This is a genomic window from Micromonospora sp. NPDC053740, assembly GCF_040677775.1.
Classification (GTDB): Bacteria; Actinomycetota; Actinomycetes; order Mycobacteriales; family Micromonosporaceae; genus Micromonospora; species Micromonospora alfalfae.
This window is the reverse complement of the sequence record NZ_JBFASO010000007.1, coordinates 132,666-149,791: the sequence shown is the minus strand read 5'-3', so window position 1 is coordinate 149,791 and position 17,126 is coordinate 132,666. Positions and strand designations below refer to the sequence as shown.

Sequence of the window (17,126 nt, the reverse complement as noted above, 5' to 3'; positions counted from 1 at the left end):
ATGGAATTCCGACACCTGGGCCGTTCCGGCCTGATGGTCAGCGAGATCTCGTACGGCAACTGGATCACCCACGGTTCGCAGGTCGAGGAGGACGCGGCGTTCGCCTGCGTCCGCGCCGCTCTCGACGCGGGGATCACGACCTTCGACACCGCCGACGTGTACGCCGGCACCCGGGCCGAGGACGTGCTCGGCCGGGCGTTGCAGAACGAGCGCCGTGAGGGCCTGGAGATCTTCACCAAGGTCTACTGGCCGACCGGGCCCGGCCGCAACGACCGTGGCCTGTCCCGCAAGCACATCATGGAGTCGATCAACGGCTCGCTGCGCCGACTGCGCACCGACTACGTGGACCTCTACCAGGCCCACCGCTACGACAGCAGCACCCCGCTGGAAGAGACGATGGAGGCGTTCGCCGACGTCGTCCACTCCGGCAAGGCGCACTACATCGGCGTCTCCGAGTGGACCGCCGCCCAGCTGCGCGCCGCCCACCCGCTCGCCCGGGAGCTGCACATCCCGCTGGTCTCCAACCAGCCGCAGTACTCGCTGCTCTGGCGGGTCATCGAGACCGAGGTCGTGCCGGCCAGCGAGGAGCTGGGCATCGGGCAGATCGTCTGGTCACCGATGGCGCAGGGCGTGCTCTCCGGCAAGTACCTGCCGGGCCAGCCGCCACCGGCCGGTTCCCGCGCCACCGACGAGAAGTCGGGTGCGGGCTTCATCTCCCGGTTCATGAACGACGACGTGCTGACCCGGGTTCAGCAGCTCAAGCCCCTCGCCGAGCAGGCCGGGCTCAGCATGGCCCAGCTCGCCGTGGCGTGGGTGCTGCAGAACCCGAACGTCTCGTCGGCGATCATCGGCGCGTCCCGCCCCGAGCAGGTGCACGACAACGTGAAGGCGGCCGGGGTGAAGCTCGACGCCGACCTGCTCAAGGCGATCGACGACATCGTCGGCCCGATCGTCGAGCGGGACCCGGCGAAGACCGAGTCCCCCGCGCAGCGTCCCTGACGCCGTTCCGGCCCGGCCGGCGCGAAACCCTCGCGCCGACCGGGCCGGGTCAGCAATCAGCCCCGCCCGATCAGCCCCGCCAGAAGCGGATCAGCTCCAGGCCGGTGGCGTAGAGCCACGACGGCAGACCGAGCAGGTCACCGACCGCGAAGACCGCGTCGAAGAACCAGCCGCCGATGCGCGGGTTCCACAGCAGCGCGAAGAGCAGGATGAAGCCGTACGGCGCGAACAGGTCGTACATCTTGCGCCACTGCGGGTTGAGCCACGGCTGGATCATGTTGCCGCCGTCCAGGCCGGGCACCGGCAGCAGGTTCAGCACACTGGCGGTGAGCTGGAGGAAGGCGAGCAACGCCACCCCGGCCCAGAACTCCACCGGGCCACCCGACTGGGTGCCGAGCCGCACCGCCGCCACCAGCACCAACGTGAACAGCACGTTTGTCGCCGGGCCGGCGAGGCTGACCAGGGTGTGCCGCAGTCGACCCGGGATGGCGTGCCGGTCCACCCAGACCGCGCCACCCGGCAGGCCGATGCCACCGAGCAGCACCACCGCCACCGGCAGCACTATCGACAGCAACGGGTGGGTGTACTTCAACGGGTTGAGCGTCAGGTAGCCACGATGGGCGATGTCCCGGTCGCCGGCCCGGTAGGCCACCACCGCGTGGGCGTACTCGTGCAGGCAGAGCGACACCAGCCAGCCGGACACCACGAAGAGGAACACGTTGAACCGGACGCTGCCGTACCCGTTCCAGGTCAGCACCCCGCTGACCGCGAAGAGCGCGACCAGGCCGAGGAAGACCGGGCTGGGCCGGAACGCCGCCTTGGGCACGCCGAGGACCAGCCCGTCACCCGGGCGGTCGTAGGCCATCACTCGGCCGTGGGCAGCAGGCTCATCCGGTACTCCACCCGGTCGTCCTCCACGAGCGCGACCGAGGTGACGCCGGACGCCGCGAGCTCCCGCCAGGTCTGACCGATCCAGGATTCGGCGTCGGCCTGGCTGCCGAACGACTCCGCCGGTCCCTCGACCGTCTGGCCGTCCGTGCCCTCGTACCGCCAGCTCCACGCCATGCCGCGTCTCCCCTCGCCGCTGAAGTCCCCGTGGGACGAACCCTCGCCAGCGTAGTCGGCCCGGCGCGCAACGGCCGCTCGCTCGCCCCGGCGGGACCCACGGGGTGGATCAATCCGATCGACGCCGGCCGGTACGGTGGCTCGGTGCTGACACGGGGAGTGCTGCTCGGCGACCGGTACCGGCTGGGCGAGCGGGTGGCGACGGGCGGGATGGGCGCGGTCTGGCGCGGCACTGACGTGCTGCTGGAACGCGAGGTCGCCGTGAAGGTGCTGTTGCCGTCGCTGGTCGCCGATCCGGAGTTCACCGCCCGGTTCCGGGCCGAGGCGCGGATGCTGGCCGCGCTGCGGCACCCCGGCGTGGTGCCGGTGCACGACGTGGGGCAGGCGGCGCTCGACGACGGCAGCCAGGTCGACTACCTGGTGATGGAGTACGTCGAGGGCGAGCCGTTGTCCGCCCGGGTGCGCACGGTGGGGCGGCTGGATCCGGCCACCACGATGTCGGTGCTGGCCCAGGCCGCCGACGCGCTGCACACCGCCCATCTCGCCGGCATCGTGCACCGCGACGTAAAGCCGGGCAACCTGCTGGTCAAGGGCGACGGCACCGTGGTGCTGGTCGACTTCGGCATCGCCCGGTCCCGCAACATGGCCGGGCTCACCGCCGCGAACATGGTGCTCGGCACCGCCTCGTACATGTCTCCCGAGCAGGCCACCGGGCAGCCCGTCTCGGCCGCCACCGACATCTACGCGCTCGGCGCGGTCGCGTACTTCTGTCTTGCCGGGCAGCCGCCCTTCCACGGTGACAACCCCCTCGCGGTGGCGCTGCGGCACGCCCAGGAGGACCCGGCGGCGCTGCCAGCGGACACCCCACCGGCGGTTGCCGCCGTGGTGTCCCGCGCGCTGGCCAAGCGTCCGGAGGACCGGTTCGGCAGCGCCGCTGAGCTGGCCGCTGCCGCCGCCGATGCCCGCGACGCGACACTGGCCAGCATTCCGGTCTCGGCCCGCCCACCGTGGGCGCTGGCCGCTCCCACCCCGCGTGCCTCGGCCCCCGCCACGCCTGGGGTCCCGGCCCCCGCCGGGCCGGTTCCCGCCCCGCCCGCCGGGCCGGTGTCGGCGGGGCTCGCCGCCGCCCCGCCACCGGCGCGCGTCGCGGGCGAACCGACGACCGAACCGAAGCCCACCCGGGAGGACGCGCTCCCGGCCGGGCCGGGCGGCCGACGTCTGCCGCTGTTGCTCGGGGCCGGCGCGGCCGTCCTCGTCGCGGTGATCGTCGCGGCGGCCGTGGTGGCGCTGCGACCCGAGGCGAACCCGGGTGCGGCGGACCCACCACCCGCACTGGCCGGGGAGTCAGCGGTAGCGACCGACGCCCCGCTGCCGGCCGGCGACGCGACCACCACCGGGCCGCGACCCAGCGGCACGCCGGGCGCCACCCGCACCGCGCCGGCCGACCCGACCGGATCCCCCGCCGACGCGCCCGCCAGCGGCGGACCGGCCGAGACCCCGGGAGCGGGAAACGCACCCACCGGTACGGCCAGCAGCCGACCGACGTCCAGCGGCAAGCCGTCGAGCCGGCCCAACCCGTACACGGCCGCGCAGGCGTGCGGCAGCGGCTACCAGGTGATCGACTCGGCGACGCTGACCGGCGGGGACGGGCAGCGCAAGGGTCGGGTCTTCCTGCTGTACCACTCGGGCACCGGCACCAACTGCGTGGTCACCCTCAAGGACAGCGCGGTGGGCGCGAAGTCGGCCGCCTCGGCGTACCTGGAGGTGCAGGGGCGCACACGCAGCACCGACAGCGGGTCCTTCGACTACTACGCCGGACCGGTGAAGGCGGTCGCCGCCGGGACGTGCGTCAAGTGGGGCGGCTCCACCGGCGGGGTCAGCTACGGCAGCGGGTTCGAACACTGCGACTGAGCACCGGTAAGCACCCGGGCCCGCAGGCGCGGCATCGAGGGGTTGTCCGCCTGCCTACTTGTCGCTGACGTAGGTGCCGCGCTGGGGAACGGTCATCACCAGTCCGCGCTCCCGGAGCAGGCGCACCGCCGCCCGGACCGTTCCACGCGCCACGCCGTACTCCTGCTGGAGCGTCGACTCACTCGGGATCGGCCGCCGGGGAGGCAGCTCTCCGTCCTCGATCCGTTTGGCGATCACGTCTGCGAGTTGGACGTAAATCGGCGTCGGAGACAGCGGGTCGATCATGGACGCAAACATAGGAGACGTTCATAGACGTCTAGTCTTTCGGTACGTCTATAGACGTACACAGACGTATACAACTACGGTTGGTTGCGGATGAGCGACCGACCGTAGGAGTTCGAGTGCGGAGAGTTTGGTTCGACGACTACCTCCTCTCAGCGGCATTGACGCTGGCGCGCCGCCACCGGCCGGTCTGGTCGTGGATCCGGTGGCGGAACGTCTGCCGCTGCGGCGCGGAGCTACCCTGCCGATCCCGCCACCGCATCCCGATCAACCGGGGGCACCGGCCGGGTGAGCGCCGATGACGCGGCATGGACCGGTCCTGCCCCTGTGGCTCTGCGAGACGTGTGGCAAGCCGTGGCCCTGCGTCACCCGCCGGGAAGAACTGTTGGGCGAGTACGCCGACGCCTCGTTCACGCTGGCCGTCTACATGGGCACCTATCTGGTCTCCGCCGAGCAGGACCTGAGTTGGGCTCAGCCAGACGGGCTCCGCCGCCGCTTCCTCGGGTGGGTGCCGTGACCACGCTCCACCCCGGCGACATCGTCCGCATCGGGTTGGCGTGCTCGGTGCAGTTCACCGGGGACCGGGTGCTGCGGCTTCGACTCGTGGCTGTCGGGGAGCCCGACCCGTACAACGACTGGATCTGGTTGACGGGCTACGTCCTCGGCCCGAAGGGCAACGCCACCGACAAGCGCGAGGTCTACGTCCAGCGCGCCGGAGTCGTGGTCGTGGAAGGGGTTCCCCGACCAACTCTCTCGACGCGGAATCCGCACGCCCAACCTCACCCCAGGCGCACCCGGGTACGGACGGTCTGAGGTGCGCGTGGCTCGGTGCCGCGCCGACGGTTGGGAACATCGGCCCGCGACGGACGCAGGACGAACTTTCGATCTTCGGTTGGGCTGGGGCGAGGTGCCCGGGTCCAAGGCGGGAGAACTAAGGTACGGGCATGTCCGTAGACGGGTGGAACACGGTCCTGGTGCTCGGCGGTATCCGGTCCGGCAAGTCCGAGTTCGCCGAGTCCCTGGTCACCGACGCGCCGGTGGTCCGCTACGTCGCCACCGCGCCCGAAGGCGACCCGGAGGACACCGAGTGGGCGACCCGGCTGGCAGCGCACCGCGCCCGACGGCCGGGCAGCTGGACCACCGAGGAGACCACCGAGGACCCGCGCCGGCTGGCCGACGTGCTCGAGTCCGCCGAGCCCAACGAGATGCTGCTCGTCGACGACCTGGGCGGCTGGGTGACGGTGCTGCTCGACCCGGACCACCAGCCCGCCGACGACGTGGCGACCATCGCCGAGCTGGCCGAGGCGATCCGCGGGTGTGCCGCCCGGGTGGTGCTGGTGAGCCCCGAGGTGGGGCTGTCGCTGGTGCCGACCACCCCGCTGGGCCGGGCGTTCACCGACGCGCTGGGCGCTGCGAACCGCGCGGTCGCCGACGCCTGCGACGCTGTCGTACTGGTCGTCGCCGGTCAGCCGGTCTGGCTCAAGCCGGCCGTCACCTCGACCGAGCGGTCCGCTCCCGCCACCGTGACCGCGCCGACGGCCGCCGCCACCGCACCGGTCGTGGCGAGCCTGGCCGACACCGAGCCCACCCCCGAGGTGCAGCTGCCCGACGTGCTGACCCCCACGCCGCCGGCCGCCCCGACCGCGGAGTCGGGCAACCCGTGGGCGGCGCCGACCATGGCGCTGCCGATGGTGTCCACCGGGCTTGTCATCCAGCCCGGCATGGAACTGCCGATGCCCGACGAGTACGCCGGCCCGCAGGCTGTCGACCGGCTGGCCACGCTTGACGTACCGGGTGCCGGGTTGGGCGTGCTGGACCGGGTGGTGGGCTTCGCCGCCGCCACCCAGGGCACCTCGACCCCTGTCGCCTGGGGCTCGGTGCGGGTGCTGCTGCTGCACGGCGACCACGCCGGCGGGGCGGCGGCCGGCACCGTCGCCGGTGAGTCGGCGCGCCGCGCCGCGCAGGCCCGCGCCGGTCAGGGCGCGCTGGCACGGCTGGCCGCCGAGAGCGGCGCGAGTCTCCAGGTGGTGGACACTCCGGCCTCCGCGCCGATCGAAGACCAGCCGGCTCTCGCGCCGGAGCAGGTGGAGTCCGCGCTGCGCTACGGCTGGCGACTGGCCGAGCAGGCCGCCGACGCGGGCGTACAACTGCTGGTGCTCGGTGCGTGCGGCGCCGGCACCGAGGCGGCGGCCGCGGCGGTGCTCGCGGCGACCGCGGGCGCGGAGCCACCCGCCGTGCTGGGCCGGGTGATCACCGACTCCGGCGAGATCGACGACGCGGCGTGGATGATCCGCTGCGCGGCGGTTCGCGACGCGCTGCACCGCACCCGGCGTTCGTCGCGCGGCGCCAAGGACATCCTGGCCGAGCTGGGCGGCGGCGACGTGGCGGTGGCCACGGGCGTGCTGCTCGGCGCCACCGCCCGCCGGGTGCCGGTGCTGCTCGACGGGCCGGTCGGGTTGGCCGCCGGCATGGTGAGCCGCGACCTGGCCGGGCAGGCCCGGCACTGGTGTCTGCTGGCCGACCACGGCGGGCACCCTGCCGTGCGGCTCGCCGCCGACGTGCTGGGTCTCACCCCGCTGCTCGACCTGCGGATGGATCTCGGCGAGGGCGCGAACGCGCTGGTCGCGCTGCCGCTGCTGCGCTCGGTGCTGGCGTTGTCCGCCGCGCTTCCGGTGCACCCGTCGCTGACCGGCACCGACGACACCGACCCGGCCGCCGACGAGCCGGAGTCCACCGACCCGAGCTACGCCGACCCGGATCTCACCGAGCCCGACCCGACCGAGCCCGACTTCGCCGAACCGGAGCCGGCCGGACCGGGACCGGCCAGCACCGGGGCGGACGAGCAGCCGGCGTCGAGCTGGCGTGCCGGCTGAGCCACGGCTGCTCGCCGGGGCCCGGCTCGCGGTCACCACGTTCACCACGTTGCCGGTGCGGGCCGGGCGCATCGACCGCCCGGTCGCCGGCACGGCGATGGCCCTCGCCCCGGTGGTCGGCGCGCTGCTCGGCGCCCTACTGGCCGGTGTGCTGCTGCTGGCCGGGGCGCTCGCCCCACCGCTGGTGGCGGCCGGCGTGACAGTCGGCGTCGGCGCGCTGCTCAGCCGGGGGCTGCACCTGGACGGGCTGGCCGACACAGTGGACGCGCTCGGCTCGTACCGGCGGGGCGAGGCCGCCCTGGAGATCATGAAGAAGCCGGACGTCGGCCCGTTCGGGGTGGTCGCCCTGGTGGTCGTACTCCTGGTGCAGGCGGCGGCGCTCGCCGACCTCGCCGGTCGGTCCTGGCCGGCGTGCCTCGCGGCGGTGGTCGCGGCGACCGCTGCCGGGCGGCTCGGTGTCACTGTGGCCTGCCGGCGGGGCGTGCCGGCGGCCCGACCCGACGGGCTGGGCGCGCTGGTCGCCGGCACTGTCGGCCCGGTGGCAGTGGCCGCCGGCGCGATCGCGGTCGTGCTGCTGGCGGTGCCCGCGGTGCCGGGCCGCCCATGGCAGGGGCCGCTGACCGTCGTCGCCGCGATCGCCGTCGCGCTACCGCTGCTCAACCACGTGGTACGCCGCCTCGGCGGGATCACCGGCGACGTCCTCGGCGCGACCGTCGAGGTGGTCACCACGCTGGTCTACCTGGGTCTGGTGCTGTCCGGCTGAACCGGGCCCGGCGGGCCGGGTAGCGTTCGGCTCGACAACACCGGCGCGGCCACCGGGGGAACCCACAATGCTCATCACGGACGACTTCCTGCCCGTTCCGGTGCCGGAGTCGCTCAGCGCGACCTACCTGGTGCCGATGGCGGGGCTACCGAAGGTCAGTGCGAAGACCGCGGTGGCGGCCCTGACCGGCCGGCTGGCCGAGCCGGTGCACGGGCTCGCCCGGCAGATGCTCGACAGCCCGCTGATGAGCGTCGACACCCGGCCGATCGCCGAGTTCCCCGAGCTGCCACCGGACCTGCTCACCGCGTTCGGTGCCACGAAGGAGCAGCTGGACCGGCTGGCGGCGGCGACGCACCTGGTGGTCGTACAGGCCGAGTACCGGCCCGGTTGGCCACCCGCGCACGAGTGGGCCGCCCGGGCGGTCGCGGCCGCCGTGGCGGAATCCGTCGACAGCGACGTCGTGGACGTCTTCGGCCTCCAGTTCCTCGACCCGGCGACCGCGCTGCGCTCGCTCCCCGACGAGAACGGCCGGATCCGGCTTGTCGACTGGGTGCTGGTGCCGTACTCCTCGGACACCGAGGGCCTGTGGTTCACCACGAAGGGGCTGCGCCGCTTCGGTCTCCTGGAGTTGCAGACCCAGGGGGTGCCCGACCACCTCACCCGCGCCTGGGGTGCGGTGATGACCGGGGCGGCCCGCCGACTCCTGCGGGACTGGACCGACGGGCTCACCGGCGAGGAGGTGCCGGCGTTCGTGCAGTTGCCGGTGCTGGCCACTGTCACCGGGCACGACATCGCTGTGGCGTACGGCAACCCGGAGCAGCACGGCGCCACCGCCCCGGTGCTGCTGCGCCTCGAACTGGACCCGGCGACCGACCCGGAGGCCGACTCGTTCCTCAGCCTGCGCCCGCCGGCCGGGCACCCCGGCCCGGACGGGCGCTACTACGCCGCCGCCTGCGCGACCCTGTTCTCCGGGATCCAGCCGGACGTGCGCTACGCCCGCTCCGGTGACGCGATGAGCCGTGCGGTCGCCACCGCCCGGGACGCGTTGGATGACGCGCGGGCCCGCTTCGTCGCCGGCCAGTTCCCCACCGAGTCGCAACTGGTGGTGAAGTACGGCCTGCCCGGGGACGACGGCCCGGAGTACGTCTGGGCGGGCGTCACCTCGTGGGAGACCCCGGAACGCATCGTCGGCGTGAGCGCCAGCGACGCCAACACCGACCAGAGCGTCCGCATCGGCGCCCCAGTGGTCGTGGAGACGTCCGACGTGGTCGACTGGGCCGTCCTGGACGCCACAGGCGTCATAGAAGGCGGCTGGACCCAAGCAGTCCTGGACTCAGGCGAACCCCCAACCCCCTCCCGCTGACCTTCCACAGCCCCACCCACCCACCCACCCACGCACGCACGCACGTTGATCATGAAGTTATTGCCACCGCCGTCGGCGTGTCGTGGCAATAACTTCATGATCAACCAGGGCTTGGGTGGGGGTGGGGGTGGGGTTACTTCACTGAGGGGGTTACGAAGGGGGGTTTGGTCAGGGTCAGGGGGGCTCGGCGGCCTCGGATGTCGATCTCGACCTCGTCGCCGTCGGTCAGGTTGGCGTCGGTGTCCAGCAGGGCCAGGGCGATGCCCTGCTTCCTCGTCGGGCTGAAGGTGCCGCTGGTCACGGTGCCGACCTGGGTGTCCCCCACGTGCAGGGTCATGCCGGGACGCGGGATGGCCCGGTCGACTGCCACCAGGCCGCGCAGCGTACGCCGGGGGCCGGCGGCCTTCTCGGCGAGCAGCGCGTCGCGGCCCCAGAAAGCCGGCTTGTCCCAGCCGACCGCCCAGCCGGAGCGGGCCTGCACCGGGCTGATGTCCAAGGAGAGGTCCTGCCCGTGCAGCGGGTAACCCATCTCGGTCCGCAGTGTGTCCCGGGCGGCCAGCCCGCAGGCGCGCAGCTCGAACGCCGCGCCGGCGGCGAACAGCGCATCCCACACGACGACCGCGTGCTCCGCCGGCACCACCAGCTCGTAGCCCAGCTCACCCGTGTAGCCGGTACGACAGACCGTCAGCTCCACCCCCTCGAGGCTCGCGGCGGAGAAGCTCATGTAGCCGTGTTCGGTGGGCAGGTCCAGGGCGGCCAGCAACTCGGCCGAGCGGGGGCCCTGCACGGCCAGCACCGCGTACGCCTCGTGCTCGTCGGTGACTGTCACCTGCGCGGGAGCGGCGGCGCGCAACCGGCGCACCACCTCGGCGGTGTTCGCCGCGTTCGGGATGAGGAAGACGTGGTCGTCGGCGTACAGGTAGGCGATGATGTCGTCCACCACACCGCCGGTGGCGTCGTCGCAGCAGAGCGTGTACTGCGCCCGACCCGGGCCGATCCGGCCCAGGTCGTTGCTGAGGCAGGAGTTGACGAAGTCGGCCGCGCCGGGGCCGCTCACCCGGGCCTTGCCCAGGTGTGACACGTCGAAGACCCCGACCGCCGTACGCACCGCGGTGTGCTCCTTGAGCACTCCGCCGCCGGCGTACTCCAGGGGCATCTCCCAGCCCCCGAAGGGGGCGAACTTGGCGCCGGCGGCGGTGTGCCGCTCGTGCAGCGGGGAACGGCGCAGCCGGGTCGCGGCGGCGTCGGAGGTCACGTCGGTCATGGGTGGCAACTTACCGGGGACAACGTCGCTGGTTAGCATCGGCGGGAGCCCGCTGGCGCTGTCGGCGGGACAGCCATGACGTCCGGCGGGTAGGTTCCGCCGGAGACCTTCACCGCTGGTACGCGACGCCGCGACCGGCCCGGCCCGCCCGGAGTAGCTTCAGTGACTTCACCCCGCACCACCAACCTGAGCCTGGTCGACACCGACCCGGCCGAGCTCGCCGTCGACGCGATCGTGATCGGCGTGCACAGCCAGACCGGAGAGCAGGGCGCCACCAGCGGCCTCGCCGGCACCCTGCTGCTCGCCAGCGGCGCGGAGAGCATCGCGGCCGCGTTCGACGGCAAGCTGACCGAGACCCTCGCGCTGCTCGGCGCGACCGGCGGGCCGGGTGAGGTCATCAAGCTGGCCACCCTGGGCACCGTGACCGCCCCGCTGGTCACCGCGGTCGGGCTCGGCCCGGAGCCGTCGGGTGCCGCCCCGGCCCCGGAGACGCTGCGCCGGGCCGCCGGTGCGGCGATCCGGGCCCTGGCGGGCGCACCCACTGTCGCGCTGGCGCTGCCGCTGCCCGACGACGCGGACGCGTCGGCTGAGCTGCGCGCGATCGCCGAGGGCGCGCTGCTGGGTGGGTACCGGTTCGCCGGCTACAAGACCCGACCCCAGCCGACCCGGCGCGAGCCGGTGGCCGAGGTGCTCATCGCGGTGCCGGACGCCGGCGACGCGGGCGCCCAGGCGGAGGTCGCCCGGGCGCAGGCGGTGGCGGGCGCGGTCCGGCTCAGCCGGGACTGGGTGAACACCGCGCCGAACGAGCTGCGTCCGCCGTCGTTCGCCGACGCGGTCGCCACCGCGGCGCGCGAGGCGGGCCTCGGCGTCGAGGTGCTCGACGAGGCGGCGCTGGCCGCCGGCGGGTACGGCGGCATCGTCGCGGTCGGGCAGGGCTCTGAGGCCCCGCCGCGGCTGGTGAAGCTGACCTACACCCCGCAGGGCGGCGGCAACGGCAAGCGGGTCGCGCTGGTCGGCAAGGGCATCACCTTCGACACCGGCGGCATCTCGATCAAGCCGGCGCAGGGCATGTGGGAGATGAAGTCCGACATGGCGGGCGCCGCCGCGGTGGGCGCGGCCATGCTGGCGATCGCCGCGCTGAAGCCGACGGTGGCGGTCAGCGCGTACCTGCCGATGGCGGAGAACATGCCGTCGGGCACCAGCTACCGGCCGGGTGACGTGATCACCATGTTCAACGGCAAGCGGGTCGAGGTGCTCAACACCGACGCCGAGGGCCGGATGATCCTGGGCGACGCCATCGCCCGCGCCTGCGCGGACGGCACCGACTACCTGTTCGAGACCTCCACGCTGACCGGTGGCCAAGTGATCGCGCTGGGCAAGCGGATGGCCGGCGTGATGGGCACCCCGCAGTTGTGCGACCGGGTGAAGGTGGCCGGCGACGCCGTCGGCGAGCCGGCCTGGCCGATGCCGCTGCCCGACGACGTCCGTAAGGGCATGGAGTCGGATGTGGCGGACATCTCGCAGGTCAATGCCGGGATGGACCGGGCCGGTCACATGCTGCAGGGCGGCGTGTTCCTGCGCGAGTTCGTGGCCGACGACGTCGCCTGGGCGCACATCGACATCGCCGGGCCGGGCTACCACTCGGGCGAGCCGACCGGCTACTGGACCAAGGGCGGCACCGGCGTTCCGGTCCGCACACTGGTGCAGCTCGTCGAGGATGTCGCCGCCAACGGCTGACCGGACACGCGGAAGGGGCCCCCTGCTTCAAGGGGGCCCCTTCCGCGTTGCTCACTACCGCTCGGGGCGACGTTTGCGCCGTTCGTTGAAGTCGCGCATCCGCTGCGGGTAGCCCATCAGCCGGACGTCGTACACCGGGATGCCCATCCGGTAGGCGAAGCGTCGGGCTCCGTCCGGGCCGTCGATGCGCCGACGGGTCCACTCCCCGTCGTCGGCGATCAGGATGACGGTGGTCTCCGTCACCGTCGTACGGGGTTCGATGAACGCCTCGACGCCGCGCCGACTCCGGATGAAGTTCTCCAAATGGTCCAGATCGCCGCGACTGGCAGCACGGTCATGGCTCGGCACAGCCGTCTGTTTGCGGCGCCGGAACAAGCCCACCGGATCTCTCCCCCACCGTGCGTCATCGACAACGGTGCCAAGGGTACGTGTCGATGACGTGTCGTTGGGCACCTCGGTACGCACCCTGTGCCCAGTGGTGACAAGATGACCGAGGTGGGGTGTGTCCGTGTTACACCTCTGTGACCCCCGATGCAGCGACGCGACCTGGGAGTTGGACGTGAGCGAGCCGAACGAAGCGACCTTCGACATTGTCATTCTCGGAGGTGGCAGCGGCGGCTACGCGACCGCGCTGCGCGCCGTCCAGCTGGGCCTGAAGGTCGCGCTGGTCGAGAAGGGCAAACTCGGCGGCACCTGCCTGCACAACGGCTGCATTCCGACGAAGGCCCTGCTGCACGCCGCCGAGATCGCCGACCAGGCCCGCGAGTCGGAGCAGTTTGGCGTGAAGGCCGAGCTGATCGGCATCGACATGGCCGGGGTCAACTCGTACAAGGACGGCGTGATCGCCCGCCTGTACAAGGGCCTGCAGGGCATGTTGAAGGGCAACAAGGGCATCACGATCGTCGAGGGCGCCGGCAAGCTGGTCGGCAAGAACGTGGTCGAGGTGGACGGCAAGCGTTACACCGGCCGCAACATCGTCCTGGCCTCCGGCTCGTACGCGAAGAGCCTGCCCGGCCTGGAGGTCGACGGCGAGCGGATCATCACCAGCGACCACGCCCTCACGATGGACCGGGTGCCGTCGTCGGTGATCGTGCTCGGTGGCGGCGTGATCGGCGTCGAGTTCGCCAGCGTGTGGAAGTCCTTCGGTGTGGACGTGACGATCGTCGAGGCGCTGCCCCGGCTGGTCGCCGCCGAGGACGAGGAGTCGTCCAAGGCGCTGGAGCGGGCGTTCCGCAAGCGGAAGATCAACTTCAAGGTCGGCAAGCCGTTCGAGAAGGTCGAGAAGACCGACAACGGCGTCAAGCTGACCATCCAGGGCGGCGAGACCGTCGAGGCGGAGCTGCTGCTCGTCGCCGTCGGTCGCGGCCCGAACACCGCCAACCTCGGGTACGAGGAGCAGGGCGTCAAGATGGACCGCGGCTACGTGCTGACCGACGAGCGGCTTCGCACCAGCGTGCCGAACGTCTACGCGGTCGGCGACATCGTGCCCGGCCTCCAGCTCGCACACCGGGGCTTCCAGCAGGGCATCTTCGTCGCCGAGGAGATCGCCGGGCAGACCCCCGCCGTGATCGACGAGGTCGGCATCCCGCGCGTCACCTACTGCGACCCGGAGCTGGCGTCGGTGGGCCTCACCGAGGCCAGGGCCAAGGAGCAGTACGGCGCCGACAAGGTCAAGACGTACAACTACAACCTGGGTGGCAACGGAAAGAGCCAGATCCTCAAGACCACCGGCTTCGTGAAGCTGGTTCGGGTCGAGGACGGCCCGGTGGTCGGCGTACACATGATCGGCGCCCGGGTGGGTGAGCTGATCGGTGAGGCGCAGCTCATCTACAACTGGGAGGCCTACCCGGCGGAGGTCGCCCAGCTCGTGCACGCCCACCCGACCCAGAACGAGGCCCTGGGCGAGGCGCACCTGGCCCTCGCCGGCAAGCCGCTGCACTCGCACGCCTGATCATCCACAACCGCGGCGTCCGGCGACGGGCGAAGATCCCACCAGGGGAATGAAGGAGTCTCAGAAAATGCCGGTATCGGTCACCATGCCCCGGCTCGGCGAGAGCGTCACCGAGGGCACCGTCACTCGCTGGCTCAAGCAGGAGGGCGACACGGTCGAGGTCGACGAGCCCCTGCTCGAGGTCTCCACCGACAAGGTCGACACCGAGATCCCGTCACCCGCTGCCGGCGTGCTGAGCCGGATCGTGGTCGGCGAGGACGAGACCGCCGAGGTCGGCAGCGAGCTGGCCGTCATCGCCGGTGAGGGCGAGTCGACCGGCGGTGGCGAGGCCGCCGGGCAGGAGCAGGCCCCGGCCGAGTCGGTCGAGCCGGCTGCCGAGCCGACGGCCGCCGCCGAGGGCACCGCCGACGAGGTGGCCCAGGACGAGGCCCCGGCCGAGGCGCCGGCTCCGGCCGCCGCCTCGTCGGGCGAGGGCACCGCGGTGAAGATGCCCGCCCTGGGCGAGAGCGTCACCGAGGGTACCGTCACCCGCTGGCTGAAGCAGGTCGGCGAGACCATCGAGGTCGACGAGCCGCTGCTGGAGGTTTCCACCGACAAGGTGGACACCGAGATCCCGTCGCCGGTCGCCGGCACGGTGCTGGAGATCAAGGTCGCCGAGGACGAGACCGCCGCGGTCGGCGCCGACCTGGCGATCATCGGCGTTGCCGGCGGGGCCTCCGCCCCGGCGCAGCCCGAGCCGAAGCCCGAGCCGAAGGCGGAGGCCAAGCCGGCGCCGAAGCCGGCGCCGAAGGTCGAGGAGCCGACCCCCGGCATGTCGTACAACGAGCCCGCCGCGGAGACCGAGAGCTCGGCGCAGCCGGCGAAGACCGAGCAGGCCGCGCAGCCGGCCGCGTCGACCTCGACGCCGCCGCGTCCGTCCGCCCCGGCACCTGGTGCCGGCGAGGAGGCCGCCGGGTACGTCACGCCGCTGGTGCGCAAGCTGGCCAGTGAGCACGGCGTCGACCTGGCCGCGCTCAACGGCACCGGCGTGGGTGGTCGGATCCGTAAGCAGGACGTGCTGGAGGCCGCCGAGAAGGCGAAGGCCGCCAAGGCCGCTCCGGCTCCGGCGGCTGCTCCCGCCGCCGCGCCCGCGGCCAAGCCGGCCGCGAAGCCGCAGCCGAGCACCAAGCGGGGCACCACGGAGAAGCTGCCGCGGATCCGGGCGACGATCGCCAAGCGGATGCAGCAGTCGCTGCACGAGACGGCGCAGCTGACCACTGTCGTCGAGGTCGACGTCACCAAGGTCGCCAAGCTGCGGGTCCAGGCGAAGGACTCGTTCCAGGCCAAGCACGGCGTGAAGCTGTCCTTCCTGCCGTTCTTCGCCCTCGCCGCCGTCGAGGCGTTGCAGACCCACCCGATCATCCAGGCCAGCATGGACCTGGACGGCGGCACGATCACCTACCCGGCCGCCGAGCACCTCGGCATCGCCGTGGACACCGAGCGCGGGCTGCTCGTGCCGGTCATCCACAACGCCGGTGACCTCAACATGGGCGGCATCGCCAAGCGGATCGCCGACCTGGCGGAGCGCACCCGGGCCAACAAGATCACCCCGGACGAGATGGCCGGGGCGACCTTCACGCTGACCAACACGGGCAGCCGGGGCGCGCTCTTCGACACCCCGATCGTGCCGTCGCCGCAGTCGGCGATGCTCGGCACGGGTGCCGTGGTGAAGCGTCCGGTCGTGGTCAACGACCCGGAGCTGGGCGAGGTCATCGCGGTCCGGTCGATGGTCTACCTGGCCATGTCCTACGACCACCGGCTGATCGACGGCGCCGACGCGGCGCGCTTCCTGACTGCTGTCAAGGAGCGGCTGGAGGGCGGCAACTTCGAGGCGGAGCTGGGCCTGGCCTGATCCGCCGTAACGCCGAAAGGGGCGCCCCGGTCGTCGACCGGGGCGCCCCTTCGTCTGCGCCGCTCAGCCCTTGAGCAGATCCGTCGAAACCTGCCAGAGCCGCTCGGCGGCCTCCGGGTCCAGCGCGTAGTCGGCGACACCCGTCCGCCCGCCGGGCTGGGCGGGGGCGGCCCGCTGACAGTCCTCGAAGTAGCGCCCGCCCACTCCGTCGAGCAGCGGCGAGGCGGCGACCAGCACCGAGGTGGCGGCACCCTGTTCGACTGTCTTCCAGGCCGCCGCGTTGCCCGCCCGCATCCGGTCCAGTTCCTCCTTGCTGACGTAGCGCTGGAGGTTGGTCTGGATCGCGCCGGGCATCAGCGAGTTGGTGTAGATGCCGTCGTCGGCCCAGCGGCGGGTCGCCTCCACGGCGAACAGCACGTTTGCCGTCTTGGACTGCCCGTACGCCTGCCACGGCTCGTACTCCCGCTTGTCGTACTGGATGTCCTCGAAGACCACCGGTGAGCGCAGGTGCGCGGCGGAGCTGACCGAGACGATCCTGGCGCCGTCGCCGGCCGCGAGTGCCGGGCGCAGACCGTTGGCGAGTGCGAAGTGCCCCAGATGGTTGGTGGCGAACTGCATCTCCCAGCCCTGCGGGGTGCGCGACAGGGGTGCGGCCATGATGCCGGCGTTGTTGACCAGGATGTGCAAGGGGCCGTCCCAGTTGGCCACGAAGTCGGCGACCGATCCCTGGTCGGCGAGGTCGAGCGGGGCGACCAGCACGCGGTCGTTGCCGGTGGTGCCGGTGATGTCGTTGGCGGCCTGCTGACCCGCGTCGGGGTTGCGGACGGCCAATGTGACCTCCGCGCCGGCGCTGGCCAGGGCGCGGGCGGTCTCCACGCCGATCCCGGAGGACCCGCCGGTGACGACCGCCCGCCGCCCGACGAGGTCCACGCCCCGGATCACGTCCATGGCGGTGGAGTGATGGGCGAACGAGGTGGTGATCGGGTTATTGGTGGTCATTGTCCATCCTTGTCCGGGGTGGGGCGGA

General features: G+C 72.5%; 16 protein-coding genes. 10 read left to right on the top strand and 6 right to left on the bottom strand.

Going from position 1 to position 17,126, the window contains the following annotated elements:
- Complete coding sequence (locus tag AB0K35_RS19780) at window positions 1-999, top strand: aldo/keto reductase family protein (RefSeq protein ID WP_238667452.1); 999 nt, start codon at window positions 1-3, stop codon at window positions 997-999.
- Between the two features lie 70 nt (window positions 1,000-1,069).
- Here the strand turns inward: AB0K35_RS19780 and AB0K35_RS19775 are convergent, their stop codons facing one another.
- Both AB0K35_RS19775 and AB0K35_RS19770 read right to left on the bottom strand, forming a co-directional pair.
- Entirely contained in the window at window positions 1,070-1,864 is a 795-nt protein-coding gene (locus tag AB0K35_RS19775) for a site-2 protease family protein (protein WP_238667453.1), read from the bottom strand.
- Window positions 1,864-2,064 (bottom strand): hypothetical protein, encoded by a 201-nt coding sequence (locus AB0K35_RS19770; protein WP_030337978.1) that lies wholly within the window; start codon window positions 2,062-2,064, stop codon window positions 1,864-1,866. The genes AB0K35_RS19775 and AB0K35_RS19770 overlap by 1 nt, the downstream gene beginning before the upstream one ends.
- Window positions 2,065-2,208: 144 nt before the next feature.
- Here AB0K35_RS19770 and AB0K35_RS19765 point away from each other — a divergent pair, with 144 nt between their 5' ends.
- Complete coding sequence (locus tag AB0K35_RS19765; protein WP_363886738.1) at window positions 2,209-3,975, top strand: protein kinase; 1,767 nt, start codon at window positions 2,209-2,211, stop codon at window positions 3,973-3,975.
- Window positions 3,976-4,029: 54 nt separating this feature from the next.
- On the opposite strand, the gene AB0K35_RS19760 is transcribed toward AB0K35_RS19765, so the two are convergent.
- Window positions 4,030-4,260, bottom strand: a complete 231-nt coding sequence (locus AB0K35_RS19760) for a winged helix-turn-helix domain-containing protein (RefSeq protein WP_238667454.1) — start codon at window positions 4,258-4,260, stop codon at window positions 4,030-4,032.
- A 295-nt stretch (window positions 4,261-4,555) separates the two neighbouring features.
- Between AB0K35_RS19760 and AB0K35_RS19755 the strand changes: the two genes are divergently transcribed.
- The 5 genes from AB0K35_RS19755 (at window position 4,556) to AB0K35_RS19735 (ending at window position 9,256) form a co-directional block, all read left to right on the top strand.
- Window positions 4,556-4,774 (top strand): hypothetical protein, encoded by a 219-nt coding sequence (locus tag AB0K35_RS19755; RefSeq protein ID WP_238667455.1) that lies wholly within the window; start codon window positions 4,556-4,558, stop codon window positions 4,772-4,774.
- A complete protein-coding gene (locus AB0K35_RS19750; RefSeq protein WP_238667456.1) occupies window positions 4,771-5,070 on the top strand; it encodes a hypothetical protein in 300 nt (99 codons plus the stop codon). Before AB0K35_RS19755 ends, AB0K35_RS19750 begins: the two co-directional genes overlap by 4 nt.
- A 131-nt stretch (window positions 5,071-5,201) precedes the next feature.
- Window positions 5,202-7,130, top strand: coding sequence for a bifunctional adenosylcobinamide kinase/adenosylcobinamide-phosphate guanylyltransferase (locus tag AB0K35_RS19745; protein WP_238667457.1), 1,929 nt, complete (start codon window positions 5,202-5,204; stop codon window positions 7,128-7,130).
- Window positions 7,120-7,893: an adenosylcobinamide-GDP ribazoletransferase gene (locus AB0K35_RS19740; RefSeq protein ID WP_238667458.1), complete on the top strand. Its 774-nt coding sequence runs from the start codon at window positions 7,120-7,122 to the stop codon at window positions 7,891-7,893. The genes AB0K35_RS19745 and AB0K35_RS19740 overlap by 11 nt, the downstream gene beginning before the upstream one ends.
- Before the next feature lie 67 nt (window positions 7,894-7,960).
- Window positions 7,961-9,256: a DUF2314 domain-containing protein gene (locus AB0K35_RS19735; RefSeq protein ID WP_238667459.1), complete on the top strand. Its 1,296-nt coding sequence runs from the start codon at window positions 7,961-7,963 to the stop codon at window positions 9,254-9,256.
- A gap of 133 nt (window positions 9,257-9,389) precedes the next feature.
- Here the strand turns inward: AB0K35_RS19735 and gcvT are convergent, their stop codons facing one another.
- Window positions 9,390-10,520, bottom strand: a complete 1,131-nt coding sequence (gcvT, locus tag AB0K35_RS19730) for a glycine cleavage system aminomethyltransferase GcvT (RefSeq protein ID WP_363886736.1) — start codon at window positions 10,518-10,520, stop codon at window positions 9,390-9,392.
- A gap of 162 nt (window positions 10,521-10,682) precedes the next feature.
- Between gcvT and AB0K35_RS19725 the strand changes: the two genes are divergently transcribed.
- Complete coding sequence (locus AB0K35_RS19725) at window positions 10,683-12,257, top strand: leucyl aminopeptidase (RefSeq protein ID WP_363886733.1); 1,575 nt, start codon at window positions 10,683-10,685, stop codon at window positions 12,255-12,257.
- A 54-nt stretch (window positions 12,258-12,311) separates the two neighbouring features.
- On the opposite strand, the gene AB0K35_RS19720 is transcribed toward AB0K35_RS19725, so the two are convergent.
- Window positions 12,312-12,638, bottom strand: a complete 327-nt coding sequence (locus AB0K35_RS19720; RefSeq protein WP_357289769.1) for a hypothetical protein — start codon at window positions 12,636-12,638, stop codon at window positions 12,312-12,314.
- 178 nt (window positions 12,639-12,816) lie between these two features.
- Here AB0K35_RS19720 and lpdA point away from each other — a divergent pair, with 178 nt between their 5' ends.
- Window positions 12,817-14,208, top strand: a complete 1,392-nt coding sequence (lpdA, locus tag AB0K35_RS19715; RefSeq protein ID WP_238667463.1) for a dihydrolipoyl dehydrogenase — start codon at window positions 12,817-12,819, stop codon at window positions 14,206-14,208.
- Window positions 14,209-14,275: 67 nt separating this feature from the next.
- Entirely contained in the window at window positions 14,276-16,099 is a 1,824-nt protein-coding gene (gene sucB / locus AB0K35_RS19710; protein WP_363886730.1) for a 2-oxoglutarate dehydrogenase, E2 component, dihydrolipoamide succinyltransferase, read from the top strand.
- Between the two features lie 63 nt (window positions 16,100-16,162).
- On the opposite strand, the gene AB0K35_RS19705 is transcribed toward sucB, so the two are convergent.
- The gene (locus tag AB0K35_RS19705; RefSeq protein ID WP_363886728.1) at window positions 16,163-17,098 is read right to left on the bottom strand and encodes an SDR family NAD(P)-dependent oxidoreductase; all 936 of its coding nucleotides are present in this window, start codon (window positions 17,096-17,098) and stop codon (window positions 16,163-16,165) included.
- Window positions 17,099-17,126 lie beyond the last annotated feature (28 nt).